Source organism: Hydrogenothermus marinus (genome assembly GCF_003688665.1).
Taxonomy (GTDB): Bacteria; Aquificota; Aquificia; order Aquificales; family Hydrogenothermaceae; genus Hydrogenothermus; species Hydrogenothermus marinus.
In genome coordinates, this window is the sequence record NZ_REFO01000017.1 from 1 (window position 1) to 20,621 (window position 20,621).

At 26.4% G+C, this 20,621-nt stretch carries 19 protein-coding genes and 1 rRNA gene; 7 read left to right on the forward strand and 13 right to left on the reverse strand.

Going from position 1 to position 20,621, the window contains the following annotated elements; genetic code table 11:
- Positions 1–89: ribosomal RNA gene (gene rrf / locus CLV39_RS08080) — 5S ribosomal RNA — on the forward strand; the annotation flags it as partial.
- Here rrf and CLV39_RS08085 read toward each other — a convergent pair.
- The 6 genes from CLV39_RS08085 to CLV39_RS08110 form a co-directional block, all read right to left on the reverse strand.
- Complete coding sequence (locus CLV39_RS08085) at positions 90–821, reverse strand: pseudouridine synthase (RefSeq protein WP_121923732.1); 732 nt, start codon at positions 819–821, stop codon at positions 90–92.
- Positions 802–1,434, reverse strand: a complete 633-nt coding sequence (gene rsmG, locus CLV39_RS08090) for a 16S rRNA (guanine(527)-N(7))-methyltransferase RsmG (RefSeq protein ID WP_121923733.1) — start codon at positions 1,432–1,434, stop codon at positions 802–804. Before rsmG ends, CLV39_RS08085 begins: the two co-directional genes overlap by 20 nt.
- Positions 1,434–2,102, reverse strand: a complete 669-nt coding sequence (locus CLV39_RS08095) for an N-glycosylase/DNA lyase (protein WP_121923734.1) — start codon at positions 2,100–2,102, stop codon at positions 1,434–1,436. The genes rsmG and CLV39_RS08095 overlap by 1 nt, the downstream gene beginning before the upstream one ends.
- Complete coding sequence (locus CLV39_RS08100; RefSeq protein WP_121923735.1) at positions 2,099–2,842, reverse strand: helix-turn-helix domain-containing protein; 744 nt, start codon at positions 2,840–2,842, stop codon at positions 2,099–2,101. Before CLV39_RS08100 ends, CLV39_RS08095 begins: the two co-directional genes overlap by 4 nt.
- A gap of 3 nt (positions 2,843–2,845) precedes the next feature.
- Positions 2,846–3,034 carry a hypothetical protein gene (locus CLV39_RS08105; protein ID WP_121923736.1) on the reverse strand — a complete coding sequence of 63 codons (189 nt, stop codon included), beginning with the start codon at positions 3,032–3,034 and terminating at the stop codon, positions 2,846–2,848.
- Positions 3,035–3,100: 66 nt separating this feature from the next.
- Complete coding sequence (locus CLV39_RS08110) at positions 3,101–4,252, reverse strand: class I SAM-dependent methyltransferase (protein WP_121923737.1); 1,152 nt, start codon at positions 4,250–4,252, stop codon at positions 3,101–3,103.
- Positions 4,253–4,440: 188 nt separating this feature from the next.
- Here CLV39_RS08110 and CLV39_RS08115 point away from each other — a divergent pair, with 188 nt between their 5' ends.
- From CLV39_RS08115 to CLV39_RS08135, 5 genes are read left to right on the forward strand one after another with little or no spacing between them, the layout of a single operon-like run.
- A complete protein-coding gene (locus CLV39_RS08115) occupies positions 4,441–5,814 on the forward strand; it encodes a TolC family protein (RefSeq protein ID WP_121923738.1) in 1,374 nt (457 codons plus the stop codon).
- A gap of 13 nt (positions 5,815–5,827) precedes the next feature.
- The gene (locus tag CLV39_RS08120) at positions 5,828–6,991 is read left to right on the forward strand and encodes an efflux RND transporter periplasmic adaptor subunit (protein ID WP_121923739.1); all 1,164 of its coding nucleotides are present in this window, start codon (positions 5,828–5,830) and stop codon (positions 6,989–6,991) included.
- A 12-nt stretch (positions 6,992–7,003) separates the two neighbouring features.
- Positions 7,004–10,261 (forward strand): efflux RND transporter permease subunit, encoded by a 3,258-nt coding sequence (locus tag CLV39_RS08125; RefSeq protein ID WP_121923740.1) that lies wholly within the window; start codon positions 7,004–7,006, stop codon positions 10,259–10,261.
- Between the two features lie 44 nt (positions 10,262–10,305).
- Positions 10,306–10,938 (forward strand): nicotinate (nicotinamide) nucleotide adenylyltransferase, encoded by a 633-nt coding sequence (gene nadD / locus CLV39_RS08130; protein ID WP_121923741.1) that lies wholly within the window; start codon positions 10,306–10,308, stop codon positions 10,936–10,938.
- Positions 10,939–11,217 carry an ATP-dependent Clp protease adaptor ClpS gene (locus tag CLV39_RS08135; protein ID WP_121923742.1) on the forward strand — a complete coding sequence of 93 codons (279 nt, stop codon included), beginning with the start codon at positions 10,939–10,941 and terminating at the stop codon, positions 11,215–11,217.
- Here CLV39_RS08135 and kdsB read toward each other — a convergent pair.
- Positions 11,210–11,935, reverse strand: a complete 726-nt coding sequence (kdsB, locus tag CLV39_RS08140; RefSeq protein WP_245960361.1) for a 3-deoxy-manno-octulosonate cytidylyltransferase — start codon at positions 11,933–11,935, stop codon at positions 11,210–11,212. The genes CLV39_RS08135 and kdsB overlap by 8 nt on opposite strands.
- Before the next feature lie 2 nt (positions 11,936–11,937).
- A complete protein-coding gene (locus CLV39_RS08145) occupies positions 11,938–13,986 on the reverse strand; it encodes a TonB-dependent receptor domain-containing protein (RefSeq protein WP_121923744.1) in 2,049 nt (682 codons plus the stop codon).
- Between the two features lie 151 nt (positions 13,987–14,137).
- Here CLV39_RS08145 and CLV39_RS08150 point away from each other — a divergent pair, with 151 nt between their 5' ends.
- The gene (locus CLV39_RS08150; protein ID WP_121923745.1) at positions 14,138–15,208 is read left to right on the forward strand and encodes a hypothetical protein; all 1,071 of its coding nucleotides are present in this window, start codon (positions 14,138–14,140) and stop codon (positions 15,206–15,208) included.
- Here the strand turns inward: CLV39_RS08150 and CLV39_RS08155 are convergent, their stop codons facing one another.
- The 5 genes from CLV39_RS08155 to CLV39_RS08175 are packed head-to-tail and all read right to left on the reverse strand — an operon-like array spanning position 15,209 to position 20,610.
- On the reverse strand, positions 15,209–16,075 hold the full coding sequence (locus CLV39_RS08155) for a lysylphosphatidylglycerol synthase transmembrane domain-containing protein (RefSeq protein ID WP_121923746.1): 867 nt from the start codon (positions 16,073–16,075) through the stop codon (positions 15,209–15,211).
- Positions 16,072–17,028, reverse strand: coding sequence for a glycosyltransferase family 2 protein (locus CLV39_RS08160; RefSeq protein ID WP_121923747.1), 957 nt, complete (start codon positions 17,026–17,028; stop codon positions 16,072–16,074). The genes CLV39_RS08155 and CLV39_RS08160 overlap by 4 nt, the downstream gene beginning before the upstream one ends.
- A complete protein-coding gene (locus CLV39_RS08165) occupies positions 17,015–18,265 on the reverse strand; it encodes an SPOR domain-containing protein (RefSeq protein ID WP_121923748.1) in 1,251 nt (416 codons plus the stop codon). Before CLV39_RS08165 ends, CLV39_RS08160 begins: the two co-directional genes overlap by 14 nt.
- Positions 18,262–19,632, reverse strand: coding sequence for a sigma-54-dependent transcriptional regulator (locus tag CLV39_RS08170; protein ID WP_121923749.1), 1,371 nt, complete (start codon positions 19,630–19,632; stop codon positions 18,262–18,264). Before CLV39_RS08170 ends, CLV39_RS08165 begins: the two co-directional genes overlap by 4 nt.
- Complete coding sequence (locus tag CLV39_RS08175) at positions 19,633–20,610, reverse strand: two-component system sensor histidine kinase NtrB (protein WP_121923750.1); 978 nt, start codon at positions 20,608–20,610, stop codon at positions 19,633–19,635.
- Positions 20,611–20,621: the final 11 nt, after the last annotated feature.

Consider the following 20,621-nt stretch of genomic DNA (forward strand, 5'->3'; position numbering starts at 1 on the left):
CCGGTCCCATTCCGAACCCGGCAGTTAAGCTCCCCTGCGCCTATGATACTGGCCGCGAGAGCGGTCGGGAAAGTTGGTCGCTGCCAGGGTTATTTCCTTAACCTTCTCTTTAATTTTAGAATCTCTTCTTCCCCTATTATTTTTATTTCTTTTTCTTTTAGATCACCTAATTTTATATTTCCAATTTGGATTCTCAATAATCTTTTTACAGGATATCCAAATTTCTTAAAAAATCTTCTAAGAATTCTTTTTTGGCCACTATGTATTTCTATTTCTACTGTAGTACTTTTTTCATCTTTTTTTAAAATTTTCACTGAATCTGGTTTTAAAAAAGTGTCTTCTAGTTTGGTTCCTTTTTTTATTTTATTGAAATCTTTAGCATTTATTCTGCCTTCAACTTTTAATATATATTTTTTGGGAATTTTGAAAGATGGATGCATTAATTTGTATGCAAATTCTCCATCGTTTGTTAGAATTAAAAGTCCTTCCGAATCTAAATCTAATCTTCCTACTGGAAATACTTTTTCTTTAAAATTTATTTCTTTAAAAAGATCTGTTAAAGTTTTTCTACCAAATTTATCTTTACCTAAGGCAGTTAGATATCCTCTTGGTTTATAAAGTTTATAATATACTTTTTTAGAAATAGGTTTTAAAATTTTTCCTTCTACTTCTACTTTATCTTTGCTTGGGTCTATTTTTATACCAAGTTCTGATACTTTTTGACCATTAACTTTGACTTTTCCTTCTTTTATTAGAATATCGGCTTTTCTTCTTGAACAATATCCTGTAGATGCAATAAATTTATTTAGTCTTTCTTTCATGTTTTTCTATTACTATAAATTTTCTTGAAGGGTAATTCTTAAATTCTATTTCTATAGTAAAAGGTTTAACTTCTTCTTCTATTTTTTGTCCTTTCATTATTATTAAATAGCCTTTATTTTTTAATAAATTTTTACCTATTTTTAAAACTTCAAAAGTTTCTCCTGTAGCTCTACTTACAACAATATTAAACTTTTCTTTTATATTTTCAGCTCTATCACATATTACATTATATTTTAAATTTAACTCTTTTCTAAGCATTTCAAGAAATATACATTTTTTTTGTATAGAATCTATGAGATAAAGTTCTATCTTGTCTTGATAATAAATTTTTAAAGGTACTCCCGGAAAACCACCACCTGTGCCAAAATCTGCTATTGTTTTATTTGTAATATCTATGTTTTTTATTTCAAAAAGTTTGACAAGTGTTAAACTATCAAAAAAATGTTTTTTAACTACTTCTTCTTTTTTTCTAATGGAAGATAGGTTATAAACTTTATTCCATTTCATATACATAGACAGATATTTGTCAAAAAGTTCTATTTGCTTTTCTGAAAAATTTATACCATTTTGGTTGCAAAGTTTTATTAGTATTTCTATCTCTTTATTTTCCATTATTTTAAAACTTTTTTTGTTTTTATATAAAAGATATAAAGATCTAATTCTGCTTGGGTCAATTTAAAATCTTTGGCTATCTTTTCTAAAGCTTCTTCACATTCAAGATAAACTTTTTTTGTAATAGTTTTCCTTGGCTTTACAAGACCTTTTTCAAATAAAAATCTTGATATATGTCTATCTATTATTGCAACATCATCAAAACCTATATTCCTTAAAAAATGGCTTGCCTCTTTATATCCATATCCATATATTTCTTTTACTAATTTCTCTCTTGCTTTTTTACCATCTTTTTCTTTTGCTATATCTAAAAGGAAATTTTCTTTTTCTCTAAGCTTTACAATTCTTTCTGCTCTTTGCATGGCAAATCTATGTCCATGTTCTCTGATTTTCTCATAAAGATCTTTTAAGTCTAAATTTTTAAAACCTTTTATTCCTATAGACTTTTGAATTTTTATTCCCATAGCAGCAGAAGAATTAGCAGTTAAAATGCAAAAACAAGCCTCTGAAAATATATCTGCTTGATAAGGCTCAATATCTAAGAAAGGTCTAAAGTTAAAAGTAGTAAGATTTTTGCTTTTTAGATTTTTAAACTCTTTTATTCTTTGGTCTACATATTTTTTAACTTCAGAAATAGCTTTTTCTATCTCTTCCTTTGGTGGTATCAACTATTTTCCTTTAGAAGATTATATCCATTTTTAAATATACCTGATTTATCTACAAAAATGTTATGAATAATATCATTTTCTGTCAATTTAATATTTTTATTATTTACTTTAATAATAAGCCCATCTGCATTTCCTATTGTTTCAAAATATATCTTTTCTTTAAAAGAAATATCAAGTTTATTATTTTTTTTCAAATTAAAAATATGTTGTTTTCCATCTACTATAGCACTTAACCATATATCTTTTTTAGCTATTAATTGTAGTTTATGAATATTTTCTAACTTTTTTTGATTTATAGAAAAATCTTTATTAATTTTTTCATTATATTCTATTAGGGGTATTTCTTTTTTCTCTTCTTTTTGCTTTTGGAAACTATAGTTTAAAAAGAAAAATGTAAACAAACTAAAAGATAAAAATAGAAGTTTAAACATTGAGATTATTTTATTTTTTAAATTGGAAAGAAAACTACCATTTTCTTTTTTTAATTGTTTATTCTGTTTTTTTTCTTCTTCTTCTGCCAAGTTAAAATCTAAATCTTCAATTTTTAATAAATTTAATATTTCTCTTACAACATAAAAACTATATGGATAATTTTTATTAAAAAATGAAGGATCTGTTTCTAATTCTTTTAGTACATATAATGGAACTTTTATTTTTTTACTAATATCTTCTAAAGATAAATTTTGTTTTTCCCTTTCTTCCTTAATAATTTGCTGTAAATTTTCAAAATCAAAGTTCAAGAATTAAAGCTCCTTTAATTCACCTTCTTTTATAAGTTTAACAAGTAAATTCCAAGCATGTTTGTTTAAAACTATTTTATCGTCATTTTCTTTTAAGATTACTTCAGATTCGCCTTTCTCATTTTTGATTATTTCTATATCTGGGCAACAATGAGCAGAAGAACATAAAGTTAATTTTTTTATAATTTCCATGATTATTCTCCCCTTTAAGATAAAGGTATACTTATAAGTATAAAACTAATTTTTTTTAACTGCAAGTTAAAGTTTATATCTATCTGTTTGAGGTGGAATTATATCAAGTCCTTTTATATTAGTATCTTTTACATTTTTAGCTTGTACTAATATTTTGAATTTTTCACCCATACCCTTAGGTAATACTAAGGTTTTTAATCTATTCATTCTTTCGTAAGCTTTATAATCTCCAATTTCTTGAAGTTTTTCAAAAATTTCCATAAGTCCAAGATTTGTTAAAAAATGAGCTTGATCTGTAAAGCCAACTGTTTCAAGCCCTTCTAATTTCCCGTAATAGCTTAATGCTGAAAAATTTACATGGGAAGTAATATCTTGAAGGCCAATATTTTCCCAATAATTTTCTGAATATTTATGCTGATAGTAGCATAATAAACTTCCTTTCATTCTATAAGGTTTATAAAGCTCTGCAGATGGATATCCATAATCTATTGTTATTACATATCCTCTTTTTAGTTTTTTTCCTATTTTGATTATATAATCTTTAGCTCCAAGATTTATTTCTGTTGTCATTCCTTCAGGAATATTTATATTTAACTCTTTTAAATATCTTAGTATTTCTTCAGTTGCTTCTTTTTCTATTTCATAAAGATTGTTTTCTTCGTCTATTTTTACAAATATTTGATAAATTTTTCCGTTTTTCTTTTTTATTAGTTCAACCGGAAAAGCATCAAAAAGCTCATTTGAAAATACTATCCCTTCTATTTCATTATCTTTAAAATCAATAATATCTTGTTTCCAGTCTATATTTTCAAAATCTTTTAAAAGTTCTTTTTGAATTTTTATATGATAAGGGGATTTTTCAATAATAACATATGTTATATTCTCAAAAACTTTTGGATATTCATTTTTTAAAGTAGATAAAATATCGTAAGCAAGGTATCCTTTCCCTGCTCCTATTTCTACAATTTTAAATTTTTTTGTATTTAGTTTTTCGTAAATTTCTACAAACTGTTTTGCTAAAAGCTGTCCAAAAACTGGATCAAGCTCCGATGCAGTAAAAAAGTCCCCTTTTCCACCTATTTTTGATTTATCAGATGTATAGTATCCAAGTTCTGGATAATAAAGGGTAATATCCATAAATTCACTAAAAGGTATAGTTCCTCTTTTTTTTATTATCTCAATTAGTTCTTTTTTTCCTGAAACCTTGCCTTTTTTCATATTATTCCTTTAAAAAAGTTTGTTATTTTTTAATTTTATTACCTTTTTTATTATTGCACAAATATACAGAAAGATATATTGTTATAGTGAAAATATCAATAACTTGAAAATTAGATAATATTAGAATATAATATTATAATAATTTTTGAATATTCTAATAAGAAATTTCTTTAGTGAGGGAATATCAAATGAGAAAAAACTGGCTTGCTGTGTTTAGTATATTTATTATTACAAGTTTTGCAAATGCAAAAATTATTTCTTTAGAAGAAGCTATAAATGAAGCTTTAAAAAACAACTTCCAAATAAAAGCAGAAGAAAAATTAGTAAAATCTAAAAGTTTTCAATATAAAGCATCTAAAGGAATGAGATGGCCTAAGATAGATTTATCTTTAAATTTTTTCAGAACAAATAATCCTGGCTATGCAATGATGAATACTTTAAATCAAAAAAGATTAGATTTAAATGAATCTGCTAAATTTGTAGATATGACAGGTTTTAATTCTTTCCCAGGTGTTAACTTTCCAAATCCATCTTATCCAGAAGTAAATAATTGGCAAACTAAACTACAACTTCAAGTTCCTATATATACCGGTGGAAAAATATCTACTGCAATAAAAATAAGAAAAGATGATTATATAGCTTCTAAATATCAGCTTGAAAGAAAAAAAGAAGAAACAGAATTTAATGTAATTAAAGCTTATAAAGGTGCTTTACTTGCAAAAGAAGGTATTAAACTTGCAAAAGAGGCTTATAAAACAGCAAAAAAACATTATGAAATTGCGAAAAAAATGCAAAAGGAAGGACTTATTGTATATGCAGATGTTTTAAGAGCAAAAATTTATATGTTAAATATGGAAGATAAAATAGCTGAAGCCAAAGCTAACTATCTTACAGCTAAAAAAGCATTACTGCTTGCTATGGGAGATACAAAAACAAAACCTGAGGATATAGATGTAGAAGGAAACTTAAAATGTGAAAAACTAAATAAAGATGTTTCTTATTATCAAAATATTGCTTTGGCAAAAAGAAAAGATTTGCTTTCTTTTAAAAAGAAATTAAACATAGCAAAAAATATGATTAATATTACGAAAGCAGATTTCTTACCAACAGTTGGAGCTTTTGCTTTTTATGAAATGGATTCTAAAGACTCACCTATTGATCCAGATGGTAAATGGTGGGGAGCTGGAATTGGCTTAAATTGGAATATTTTTAATGGGTTCCAAAGATTTAATCAATACAAGGCATCAAAAGAACAGTATTATCATTATAAGAATCAGATTAAAGGTTTTGAGGAATACATAAAATTTAAGGTTTATCAAGCTTATAATAATTTTCAAACAAAATATAATAAATATTTAACTCAAAAAGAAAACCTAAAATATGCAGAAGAAGTTTTAAGAACAACAGAAAAAAATTTCCAAAACCAAATGGTATCTATGCTTGATTTAATAGATACTCAAACAATGAGAGATAAAATCAAATTTGATCTTTCTAAAGCCACTTATGAATGTGAAATTGAAAGATTAAATCTAAATTATGAATCTGGATTAATAAATCAATAAAACGGAGGAGAAAATGAAAGGCGTAATTAAATTTACATTATTTTTTATATTACCTATAGCTTTGTTTATATTATGGCTTGGAGGCTTTTTCTCTAATAGAATACAACCAGGATATGCAGAAGAATCTCCAAAGGTTGTATCAGGACTTAAGGTAATAGAAATAAATAAACAACCTGTAAGTGAAAGATACAAAATAGATGGATATACTACTTCTAAAGAAACTGCAAATGTTGCCACTAAAATTATGGGAAAAATACTTAAAGAATATGTAAAGGAAGGAGATTATGTAAAAAAAGGACAACTTCTTGCAGTAATTGATACATCAGATATAAAAGCTCAAAAACAAGAACTACTTGCTGCATTAAAAGAGTTAAAAGCAGGTAAAGAAGAAGCTCTTGCAGGTAAAAAAGCAGCTGAAGCTCAACTTCATTTTATGCAAATTACATATAAAAGATTAAAAAATCTTTATGAAGAAAATGCTATTCCTAAACAAAAAGTAGATGAGATTGAAATGAAACTAAAAGGAGCTCAAGCTCAGGTTGATCAAGTAAATGCGAAATTAAAACAGTTAGAGGCAAAAGAAAAACAACTTCAAGCAAAATTAAAACAGATAGAAATTATGGAAGGATATGGCTATATAAGAGCTCCGTTTAATGGTTATATAGTTAAGAAAATGATAGATACAGGTAGTATGGCATCTCCTGGTATGCCTATATTTATAATAGGAAATAAAGATATAGAATTTCAGTCTTTCATTGATGCTAAATATATAAACAATGTTAAAAAAGGAGATACTCTATCAATATATATTGAACCTTTAAGAAAAAGCTTTAAAGGAAAAGTTATAGAAAAAAATAGTAATGTAAATCCTATGAATAATAGTTTTTCAATAAAAGTAGATATTCCTGATGATATGGGTGTTGGACTTTATGGATATAGCTATATAAATGTTAAAAAAGATGAAAAAATTCTTATTCCTAAAACTGCAATATCTAGATTAAATGATACTACTGCAGTTTTTATAGTAGATAAAAATGGAATATTACATTTAACACCAGTTGACTTAGGTGAAGAATATAATGGAAAAATAGAAGTTAAATCTGGAATTACAGAAGGACAAAAAATAGTTGTTTCAGATGTAGATAAAGCTTGCGATGGTTGTAGAGTAAGCTTTTAGATGGAGGAGAAAATGAATAAAGAATATAAACTTGGGCTTGCTGGTAAGATAGCAAAAGCTTTTATAAAATCACCTTTAACACCATTATTAGTACTTGCATCTTTGTTACTTGGTTTATTTGCAATATTAACTACTCCAAGAGATGAGGAACCTCAAATCGTTGTTCCTATGATAGATATTACAGCTCCATATCCTGGAGTTGAAGCAGAAGAGGTTAATAAAAAGGTTATAAAACCTCTTGAAAAGATAATGTGGGAAATTCCTGGTGTTGAGTATGTATATTCATATGCAGGAGAAGGATTTGGAGTTGTTACTGTTAGATTCAAAGTTGGAGCGAATCCAGAAGATAGTTTAGTAAAACTATATAGTAAACTTATGTCTAATTATTATAAAATGCCAAAAGGGGCTATGGACCCTATAGTTCAACCTAAATCTATAGATGATGTTCCGATAATGGCAATCACTTTATATAGTGATAAATTAAGTTCTTATCAAATAAGAAAAATAGCATCTGTTGTTGAAGATCAACTAAAACAATTAGAAAATATTTCTGAAACAACTATAATAGGATCAAAACCTAAAACTATAAATATATGGTTTGATCCTGAAAAATTAAATACTTACCATATAATGCTTCCTCAAGTTATACAGATGCTACAATTACAGAATAATGCATTACCAGCTGGAGACATAGAAAAGAATAACTATAGATACCATGTAAGAGCTGGTAAATTATTTAAATCTATAACCGATGTAAAAAATGTTGTAGTAGGTGTTTATAAAAATAAACCTGTTTATTTAAAGGATGTAGCTAAGATTTTTGAAGGCGAAGGAAAACCGACTAATTATGTAAAATTTGGTTTTGGACAAGCTTCAGGTAAAGATAAAAATAAACTTTACAATGCAGTAACTATAGCTATTGCCAAAAGAACAGGCAGTAATGCAGTTACAGTAGCTCATGCCATTGAAGAAAAACTCAAACTTATGGAAGGAACTATCATCCCAGATGATGTAAAAGTAAAAATAACAAGAAATTATGGAGAAACAGCTACTGAAAAAGCAAATGAGCTTATAGAACACCTTTTAATAGCTACATTTTCTATTGTTTTACTTATTGCAGTAACCTTAGGATTTAGAGAAAGTTTAATAGTTGCAATTACAATTCCTGTTACCCTTGCAATAGCATTATTTTTAAGTGAAATGTATGGATATTCTCTAAATAGAGTTACTCTTTTTGCACTTATATTCTCAATAGGTATTTTAGTAGATAACTCTATAGTTGTTCTTGAAAATATACATAGATGGTTTTCTATGAGAAAACTTCCTATGGAACAAGCAGCAGTAGTTGCTACAGATGAAGTTGGTAATCCTACAATACTTGCAACATTTGCAGTTATCATAGCTCTTCTTCCAATGGCTTTTGTATCAGGATTAATGGGACCATATATGAGGCCTATTCCAATAAATGCATCTGTTGCAATGTTTTTCTCAATGGTCCTCGCATTTATATTAACTCCATACCTTGCATTAAAATGGCTAAAGCATGATAAAGAACATGAATCTCCTGAAGCTTTAGAAAAAGAAGAAGAAAAAACTGCAGGATTTTTAGCTGTGCTTTTTGAAAAGATATATATTCCTCTTTTTAGAAGTAGAATAAAAAGATGGGTATTTATAGGATTTTTAGCTATTTTATTACTTGGTTCTATTGGACTTCTTGTAAAAAGAGCGGTACTTGTAAAAATGCTTCCTTATGATAATAAAAGTGATCTATTTGTTGTCCTTGATATGCCAGAAAATACTCCTCTTGAAGAGACATATAAAGTTACTAAAAAGATTACAGATTACATAAAAAATATTAATGAAGTTGAAAACTATGTTAGTTATGTAGGAGTTCCTGCACCTTTTGATTTTAATGGTTTAGTAAGACATTATTACTTTAGAAAAGCTCCTTATTATGCAATGATTAAGATAAATCTTGTGAATAAATATAAAAGAAAACAGCAGTCCCATGAAATTGCTGAAAGAATTAGAGGAGATATTGAAAAAATAGCAAAAGAAAATGGAGCTAAATTTGTTGCAGTAGTAGAGCCTCCTCCAGGTCCTCCAGTACTTTCACCAATAGTTGCAGAGATATATGGTCCTGATTATCAAAATCAGTTAAAAATTGCAGAGAAAGTTAAGAAAATATTTGAAAATACAAAAGGTGTAATTGATGTAGGTATATACTCCAATATTCCAAGAAAACAGTATATTTTAAAAATAAAGAGAGATATTGCATATAGATATGGAATAAATGATGATATGATAATAAAAACAGTAAGGGTTGCTCTATCTGGATATAATGCAGGATTAATTTATGATGGAAATAGTATAGAAGCTGAACAGATAATATTATCCTTTGATCCTAAATATAAAAACTCTTTAGAAAATTTACTTGCTATGAAAATACCAACTAAGAAGGGTGCAGTTCCTTTATCAGCATTAGTAGAAGTTGAAAAAGGATTAACTCATAAAGAGATATATAGAAAAAATTTACAAGCTGTAGTTTATGTAGTTGCTAATGTTAATGACAGTGTTGGTAGTCCTGTTTATCCAATAATAGATTTATGGGATAAAATGAAAAGCATAAAAACTCCAGATGGAGACCATCTACAACTTTTATTAACAAAACAGCCTGAATTTACAGATAAATATTACTTAAAATGGGATGGAGAATGGCAAGTTACTTATGAAACATTTAGAGATATGGGTATAGCTTTTGCAGTAGCAATTGTTGCTTTATATATATTACTTGTTGGTTGGTTTGGATCCTTTAAAATGCCTGCAGTAATAATGTCTCCAATATTATTTACTCTTGTTGGAATAATCCCAGGACACTGGTTAATGGGAGCATTTTTTACAGCAACTTCTATGATTGGATTTATTGCCTTGGCAGGTATTATTCTTAGAAACTCTATACTACTTGTTCAGTTTGCAGAAGATAAATTAAAAGAAGGTTATTCTGTTGAGGAGGCTCTTCTTGAAGCAGGAATAGTAAGAACAAGACCTATTTTATTAACTGCTGCAGCAATTGTAGTTGGTGCTTTTGTTATTATCTTTGATCCTATCTTTAATGGACTTGCAATATCTTTAATATTTGGTACAGTAGCTTCTACATTGATTACTCTTGTTGTTGTTCCAGTTCTATACTTTATGATTGAAAGAAAAAGAGCTGAAACTCTTTGTATGGCACCTGCTGTTCCTATAGATGAAGGTAAAAAAGAAAAATAATAATAAGCTCCCATTTTGGGAGCTTTTTTTGTTATCATATTTTAATGATTGCTCTTTATGGTGGAAGCTTTGATCCAGTTCATATAGGCCATTTAAGAATTGCTGAAGATATTAGGGAATATTATGACTTTGAGAAAATAATTTTTATTCCTGCATATATATCTCCTTTAAAAAAGAAAGTAAGAGCTTCTGCAGAAGATAGACTTAATATGTTAAGGCTATCTATTAAAGATAATCCATATTTTGAAATTTCTGAGTTTGAAATAAAAAAAGGTGGAAAATCTTATACTATAGATACTATAAAACATTTTAAAAATATATTAGGATATAATCCTTATTTTATAGTTGGTACAGATGCTTTTTTAAGTTTTCATTTATGGAAACAGCCTGAAGATTTATTAAAAATTACAAATTTTATAGTTGTAGGAAGAGGTAAAGATAACTTTTTTAATTTAATTGATTATTTAGAAGAAAATTTTCCTTTTGTTAAGGTTTTTAGATCTGAAAAATTAAATACTTCAGAAGTTGGCATATACTATTTTGATTGTAGAAGATTAGATATTTCTTCTACTGAAATTAGAAGTAGAATTAAACAGAAAAAAAGTATAAAATATCTTGTCCTTAAAGAAGTAGAAGATTATATTTTAAATAAAAAACTATATCTAAGAGGTCAATAAATGGGGATAGGTTTTGAAACAGAAGTTTTAGAGAAAGATAAGACTGATTTAGATATACCTGCAAAAGTAGTTTTATATGATGATGATTGGCATACATTTGATGAAGTTATAGAACAGCTTATGAAAGCTCTTGGCTGTGATTATCTAACTGCTGAGAAATATACAATGGAAGTTCATACTAAAGGAAAAGCTGTTGTTTTTGAAGGTGATTTTGAAGAAGCTTTAAAAGTAGCAAGCATACTTGAAGAAATAGATTTATCTGTTGAAATCTTTATTTAAGGTAATTTTTTACTTTCTTATAGTCTTCTTCTGTATCAACACCTACGCATTCCTTAGATGCTTTTTCCATTTTTATCTTTATTCCATAATGTAAAAATCTTAATTGTTCTAATTTTTCTACTTCTTCTAAAGGAGAATGTTTAAAATTATAAGCAAAATCAAGTAAAGCCTTTTTTCTATAGCCATAAATACCTATATGCTTATTTACAAGTTTTTTTTCTTTTAATTCAGTAAAGCTTATATCTCTTCCAAAAGGAATTGGACTTCTTGAAAAGTAAAGGGCATAACTTTCTTTATCCATTACTACTTTTACAGCATTTGGATTTAAATAATCTTCCTCTTTTTCTATAGGATAGTAAAGAGATGAAACATCAGAATAATCTAAAGCATCTATCACTTTTTTTATATCATTTATATCTAATAAAGGTTCATCACCTTGCACATTTATTATTTTTTCTTCGTTTAAATTTTTTGATATGTAAGCTATTCTGTCAGTTCCACTTTTTAAATCTGAAGGGGTTATATAGATTTGTATAGGTAAATCTTCTAATACTTTTTTTATTTTGTGGCTGTCAGTTGCGACAGCCACTTTTACATTTTTTAATTTAAGGCAGTTTTCTACAGTCCATCTTATTAAAGGTTTGCCATTTATATCAAGAAGCATCTTATTTTTAAGTCTTGTAGAACCTTCTCTTGCAGGTATAACTATAATAGCCATAATTACATTTTAGCAGATAATGTAAGATATATAAATCTTCCCGGTTCTGCTGTTTTCATGCCACTGCTAAACGGATTTCTTAAGTATGAAAGATGAGTATAATAGAACTTGTCAAATATATTATCTATTCCAAATCCTACAAAGAAATTTTTAGTTTTATAACCTGCTTTAAAATTAAATACAGTATAAGATGATGTTTCGCTTTCTTTTAAGGTACTATCTACTTTATTTTGTTTAAATGAATGAATCATTTCAATCTGTACATACTTTATTAAATCATCATAAGATAAAGCAGTCCTTAATTTCAATGGTGGTATTTCTGCTATATCTTTATCTGTTCCATTATCTTTCTTTCCTCTTTGATATGCTCCACCAAAATCAAATGTTAAATAATATGGAAATAAAGCTTTTATATTAAAATCTCCACCATAAAATGTAGCTCCTATATTTTTATAACTCATTGCATTTTTAGTACCATCTTTTGAAGTTATTTTTGTGATATAGATATAATCATTTAGCTTACTATAAAATCCATTTGCAGAAATAATAAAATTAGCTTTTTTATACTTTATACCAGTATCAAACTCATTATTTTTTACAGGTTTTAAATTAGGGTTTCCTACCCAATCTGGTTTATTCATTGGTCTTTTTAATGCAATATATCTTTCTTCAGGATCAGGTACTCTAACTGTATGGCCAAAGCCTGCATATATATATGATTTTTTTGCAAAATAATGCTTACTTAGTATAAATCCTGATAAATAATTATCAGTTTTTGAGTATAGATAAGAATCATAATACTGACTATATAAATTTTTATTAGCAGTTCCAAAAGCATTTTTATCAGCCTCTGATTTTGTATTATCAAATCTTAATCCAAAGCTAAAAATATTTTTATCTATTTTTTTATCTGCTTTTAAAAATAAACCAATATTTTTTATATCTACATCAGGTATCATACCTTTATTATCAAGAGTCATTAGCTCATTATCTGCTTTCCAGTTTCTAATAAATCCATCTATTCCTGTTTTTATTTTTGCAAACTCAACTTTAAAATTTTTTTCTATTTTAAAACCTTTTACATGAGATTTTGCATAGGTTCTCATCATATATCCTCTGGTAGATTTTGTTCCATCTGTCCAAGAGATAGATGATTTTCTCCATCTATCTTGCATATCATGTTTAACTTTGTTGTAATATATTTTTGATATTAAATCTAAAGATTTATTTTTATAATCTATAGAATATCTATATGTTCTATCATAAACTGCATCCATTAAAAGATAAGGATATAAAACATCTTTCGCATCATCATAATTAAAACCTAATTTAAAGATATTTTCTTTATCTGGTGTAATTACAAATTTTGTCCATACATTATCTATATCAAATGCTTTATGGTTTTTCTCTGAATCCTTATAATCATTAATAGAATTTGGATGTTTATACTCTGTTATTTTTTTACCTTCTCCTGTTTTATAAGGTTTTGAATATCTTTTTTGGTATCCAACAAGAGCTTTTATAAAATTGTTTCCACCTTCTGCAGAAATATATCCTTGCTTGTATTGAAATGAACCAATTGTGCCTCCAATTTCTCCATGAATACCTTTTTTAGGATCTTTTGTTTCTACATTAACTAAACCTGCCATAGAACCTTGATTTTCAACATCAAAAGGTCCCTCCTTTATTATTACCTTTTCAACATTTAAAGTGGAAACATGAAAAATAGGAGGATCCATTCTATTAGGACAGGCACCATATATCTTTTCTCCATCTATTAAAACATTTATATTATCTCTTCCAAAACCTCTTAAAACTATATCATTTGCAGTTCCTGCTTTTCTTATATGGCTAATTTCAGGATATAACTGGGATAATATTTCTCCTAAATCTACCTGTTTTGTTAATTTTATCTCTTGGCTTTCTGTTTTCTTTTGTTCTACTGAAGTAGTTGGCATTTTTTCTGATGCTTGGATTTTTTCAATTTTGAAAACTTCTGCATTTGCCATTAAAGGAATGGTTAAAATAGAGCTTAAAGCTAATCTTTTCATAATTATTCTTCCATTAATTTAATGTTATTTTAAATAAATATTAACATAAATTTAAAACTGAAAACAACAAATATTGTTTTTATGTTTTGGATTTTATATATTAATTTATAAACCGAAAATAAAAATAAAAGTTTATTAAGGAGCAGAAATTATGAAGATAGCTTTAATAACATTTGATGAAAATTTACAAAATAAATTAATTAATTCTATTGGGGAAGCATATATACAAGCATATGTAGATAGTATTTCTCTTTTAAAAGATATAGAAAACTTAAAACCATCTATAATTATTTATGATGCATCAGCAGGAGATTTTGCTATAGATGATTTAAAATTCTTATTGTCTAAGGAAAAATTAAAAGGAAAAGAGTTTAAAGTTTTATATTCTGAAGAAAATCCAATAAAAAAGAAAGAAATAGAAGCTGAAAATATATCTTTTTATGAAAAGACTAAGGATTTAGATAAATTAATAAAAGAAATTTTAGATGAAATATCAAATTTTGAAGGTAATACTGAATATAAAGATTTATCTTCACCAATAGAAATTAATGAAAATTTTCAAGAACAAATAGATAATACTGCTTTATTTTCTTCTCCAGAAGATATTGAAAGCTTATATAATCAAGAAGGTAATAATCTTGATATACAAAATTCGAAAAAAGAGGAAATACCAGGATTTGAAGATATGTTTTCAGATATGACTATGGAGGATTTTTCTAACATAGAAACACCTATTACAGAGAGTGTAGAAAATAACCTTGAGATTAATAATCAAGATTTATCGCCATCTTTAGAAATACCAGAAATAGAAGAAGTGAATAGTAAAAATAATATAGAAAAAGAAAAGCCAATTACAGAAAAACCAAAAGAAACTATAAGTTCAAATGTTCCTATAAACTCTGATATAATCAGTTTTTCTTTGAATAAAGAAGAAATAAAAGAACAAGTTATAAAATTAGCTGTTGATAAACTAGTTTCTTTGATAAAAGAAGACCCAGATATAAAACAGATAACAGAAAATATTCAAAAAGATTTTGTTGAAAGATTAAATAAAGAATTAGAAAATTTAAAAGAGGAAATAAGAGCTGAAGTTAAAGGAAAAATTTTAGGAAAAATAGAAGAAGAAATAACAAATACTTTAAAACAAGATTTAAAAGATTATATAGCAGATATTACAGCTAAAATAGTAAAAGAAAAGCTTAATCAAATATTTAACAAATAATTATTTTCTTAAAAACAAAAAGCATATTAAGGAAAGTAAAAAAGAAGAAAAAAGTATAAAGATATGAACAAAAACAGAAGATAATAAAGCCAGCTCTTTATCTATACCTATAAGTAGTAGTACACCGGCAAATCCGCCTTCATAAGTACCTATACCTGCTAATCCATGTATAGGTAAAACAGTTGTTAAATCTCCTGCTGAAGATGCAAAAAAAAGCTCACTAAGAGATAATTTTATATTTTTTGGCAATATAAAGTAAAAAGATAAAAATTTAAAAAATAAAGTAAAAATAGAAAGTATATAAAGCTTAAAAATAAAAGTTAAATTAATATTAACAGATTTAAACTTTTCTAATTTCTTTAGTTTTATAATACTTATAATCTTGAAAAATAATGCTATTAAAAAAGGTGAAACAATAAGTGTAAAAATTGATAAAGCAATACTATATTCTTTAAAAATAAGAAAAGAAATAAAGAAAAAAATCAATAATGAGAAACCATCAAAAAGTCTAACTGTTAAAAATGGAATAATACTTTCAGAAAAATTAATATTTTCCTTTTTCATCATATAAAAAAAAGAAAATTCTCCAGTCCTAAAAGGTAAAAATATATTAAAAACTGTATTGTAAACTGTAATTTTAAAAAGTTTCAGGAAATCTTTAATTTTTAAAACTAAAATCCATCTAATAGTTCTTGTAATATAGCTTAACAGATATAATAAAAAAGCAATTAGAAAATGAACAAAATCTATTTGAGAAAAAAATTTAATAAATTTATTAAATCCTATAACTTTATAAAAAAGATATATAAACCCAACAGATATAAAAACAGAAACAAGTAGTTCAAAAATTTTTAGCTTATTTTTCAATCTTGTTTCCTAACTACTTCCTTTATAAAGTAAGGTCTTTTATTTTGAGATTCATAATAAGTTCTTGTAATTAGCTCAGCAACAATACCTGTTGATATAAGCTGAATTCCTGATAAAACAAGGAGAGTTCCAAATATTAAAAGAGGACGATTCCCAATATCGTGTCCTAGAAAAAGTTTTAAAGATACAAGATATAAAAGGGAGAAAAATCCAATAAAAAATAAAACTAAACCTGTTCCACCAAAAACTCTAAGAGGTTTTGTCCTATAATCAAGAAGAAATTTAACTAAAAATAGGTCTAATATAACTTTAAATGTTCTTGATATTCCATATTTTGATTTTCCATAAAGCCTTGGATGATGCTTTACAACAATTTCTGTTATTTTTGCTCCATAAGGCTTTGCAAGAGCAGGTAAAAATCTATGCATTTCTCCATAATAATCTAATTTTTTTGCAATGTCTGCTTTATATGCTTTCAGAGAACATCCATAATCATGTAAATGAACTCCTGTAACCTTAGAAATAAGCCAATTGGCTATTCTTGAAGGAAGGGTCCTACTTATAAATGCATCTTTTCTATTTTTTCTCCATCCACTTACAATATCATATCCTTCATTTACCTTTTCAAGAAGTTTTGGTATATCTTCAGGATCATTTTGAAGATCTGCATCCATTGTTATTATTATATCCCCTCTTGCAATATCAAATCCTGCAGACATAGCTGCTGTTTGCCCATAGTTTCTTCTAAAATTTACTCCTACTACAGTAGGATCTTTTTCTGACAGTTGTTTTATTATTTCCCAAGATTTGTCAGTACTTCCATCATTAACAAAGATTATTTCATAACTTTTTCCAAGTTTATCTAAAACTGATTTTAGTTTTTCATACAAAATAGGTAAATTTTCTTCCTCATTATAGACCGGAATAACAATAGATAAATCAACTTTTTTCATCTTCTATCCTTTTAAATTTTATTATTCCTATAAATCCTGCAGGTTTTAAATTTTTTTTATAAAATCTAGAAGCTTTTAAATAGCTATCAAAATATCCAATATAAACAATGTAGTATATTTTACCATCTACTTTAATTTTTTCAATTTTTGAATCATATCCATAAAGTTTTAATTTTGCATGTAGTTTTTTAGCATTTTTTTCTAAAGAAAATGTTCCTAAGTTGATAAAAAATTTAATTGAAAAACTTTTTTCTTTTTTTGGTTCTGTCTTTTTTGTATATAAATTAGATGGTGGAGTTTTATTCTCTTCTTTTTTCTTTTCTCTTATTATTGGTTCTCTTGGAATATAGCTATATTCACTTCCTTTTTTCACATTAGGATAAATAATTATTTTTGGATATTCTTTCTGTTTTGTTGGTTTTTCTTCTTTTTTTAAAGCAGTTTTCTTTATTTTTGTTTGCTGGTTTAATTTTTCTTCAACTTTTGAAAGCAGTTCTTTTATTCTCTTTTCTTGGACAGGATTTGATTGGGTTAAAATTAAAGCTGTTTTAAGATACTTTTTTGCTAACTCATATTTTTCTTTTTTGTAGTATAAATAAGCTAAACTATAATAAATTTCAGGAGTACCTAAACCTATTGAGATAGCCTTTTCATATAAGCTTTGAGCTTTTTCATAATTTTCAGTAGCTATATAGTAATTTCCTAACTCTAAATATGCAGGAAGAAAGGAATTATTATAAGCAATAGCTTTTTTTAGATTTTCTTCATATTCTTTTATATTCCCAATAGCTTTATCTACAAGGGCCATATTATAATAAACCTTTTCTTGGCTTTTATAGTTTGGATTTTCTGCTACTTTTTTGAGATATTTTAAAGCTGAACCATAATCTTTTTTTTCTGCTAATAAAACTCCTAAATTTAGATAGCTTTCTCCTTTTTGAGGAGCTACTTTTATAGCTTCTAAAAAATATTGCTGAGCTTTATCTAATTCTCCTACTTTTGAATATGCTATCCCAAGTGCATTAAGTATTTCTGGATTTTTATTATCTAAGGTATAAGCTTTATTAAGATTATATATAGCTTCTGCAGTATTACCACTATTCAAGTATGAGACACCAACTTTAAAGTAGTATTGAGCCGTTTTTTTTGCTTCTTCTTGACTCGGTTTTTTAGTTGCACAACTGTTTAAAAAGATAACAACAGCTAAAATCTGAAAGATTATTAAAATTTTTTTCATTTTTTATCTATACCTAACTCTTTAATTTTTTTATGTATTGTGTTCCTATGTATTCCAAGCAGTTTACTTGCTTTAGAAATATTGTTATTTGTTAAGTTTAAAGCTTCTTCAATTAATAATTTTTCTACTTTGTTCACAATATTATTATAAACATTTTCTGATTTATTTAAAATAAAAAGGTCATTAATTTCTTCTTTTAAAAATTTTAACCATTTATCTTTTTCTATATTCCCTTTTATCTCAGCAGGTAAAAGTTCTGGAGTTATTGGTCTTTCTCTATATAAAGATATCATTCTATTAACAATATTTTTTAACTGTCTAACATTTCCTGGGAAACTGTAATTTGTTAACATATTTATTGCTTCTTTTGTAAACCCTCCATCTTTTAGATTATAGGCTTTTAGAGCTTGTTTTGTAAAAAGATTTATAAGTTCAGGTATATCTTCTTTTCTTTCTCTTAAAGGAGGAATATATATTTCAAAAACAGATAATCTGTAATATAAATCCTCTCTAAACTTTCCTTCTTCAACAAGTTTTTTTAAATCTTTATTTGTTGCTGCAATAACCTTAATATCAACTTTATAAGTTTTATTTGAACCTATAGGAGAAACATCTTTTTCTTGTAAAACTCTTAAAAGTTTTCCTTGAGCATTATATGGAAGTTCACTTATTTCATCTAAGAATATGCTACCTTTATCAGCCAACAAAAATTTTCCTTCTTTTTTAGTATTTGCACCTGTGAATGCTCCTTTTTCATATCCGAAAAGCTCACTTTCTATTAAATCTTCTGGAATAGCTGCACAATTTATAGCTACAAACTGATTTTTAGATCTATTACTAAATTTATGTATAAGATTTGCTATTACTTCTTTTCCTGTTCCACTTTCTCCTGTTATCAAAACTGGCTCATCTGTTATAGCGGCTCTACCTACCAATTTAAAAACTTGTGTCATAGCAGGACTTTTTCCTACAATCTCTGACTTTGCATTAACATTTTCTGATTTTTTGTTAATACTTTTTTTAATATCATTAATTATTTCTTTTATTTTTGCTACATCAAAGGGTTTAGGTATGTAGTCATAAGCTCCAAATTTCATAGCTTCAATTAGATAATTGTACTCATCATACCCAGAAATCATTACTACATAAGGTTTTTCTTCTAATTTGGAGATCTGCTTTAAAACTTCTAATCCATTACTGTCTTTAAATGAAATATCTAAAAACACAATATCAGGAGATTCTTCTTTAATTATATTTAATGCTTTTTTTGCAGAATCATACAGTTTTACTTCTACATTTTCTTTTTCAAGTAATTTTTTCATTGCTTTTAAGATAGATTTTTCATCGTCAAAAACTAAAGCTTTCATTTATTTATCCTTTATAGGAAGAAGTATTTCAAAAGTTGAATTCCCTATATATTTTAATATACCATTATGTTGCTTTATTATCTTATAAGAAATTGAAAGGCCAAGTCCCATTCCATTTTTTTTAGTTGATATTAATGGATAAAATAGTTTATCTTCTAATTCCTTAGGTACCCCTTTACCACTATCTTTAATCTGAATAGAAATTTTATCTCCCTTAGGAGAGTAAACTTTATCCCAAGAAATTCCTGTCCTAATCTCTACCCACCCTTTAAAGTTTATAGCTTCTATAGCATTTCTTATTATATTTGTTAAAACTCTAACTAAAAGCTCTTTATCTACAGCTATATTTGGTAAACTTGGATCAAATATTTCTTTAAATTCAATATCTTTATATTGCTTTCTAAATAGATTTACAGTTTTTCTTATTATTTGATGTATATTTATAGGTTTTTTATTTAAAATTAAATCCTTAGATAAAAATGTTATTTCATTTATTATATTTTCTAATCTATCTGTTTGTTCTAAAATATCATCTATAAGCTCTTTGTCTAAAGGATCTTCTTTTAAAAGCTGCGCGAAAGCTTTTATTCCTCCAACTGGACCTTTCATTTCATGAAAAATTTCATAAAGTAATTTTGAAACTGTAACAATAGAACCTTCTCTTTTTATTTTTTCTTCAAGTTCTAAAAATCTTGTAACATCTTTTATTAAAATTGTTTTTAAATCAGTACCTGATATGGTAGAAATATCTAACATATATTTACTATTATTTATCTCTTTCAATATTCCTTTTACAGAAAATCCTTCTTTTACTAATTTTAATGATAAAGGATATGTTATAAGTTCAAAAAATTTTGGAAATCCTAAAAATATCTTTAACTCTTTTGCTGAAGAGTTAATATAATGTATTTTTTTATCTTTAGATATTACAACAACAGGAAACTCAATACTTTCTAATATATCTTTATAATCAACCATAACTTAAATAA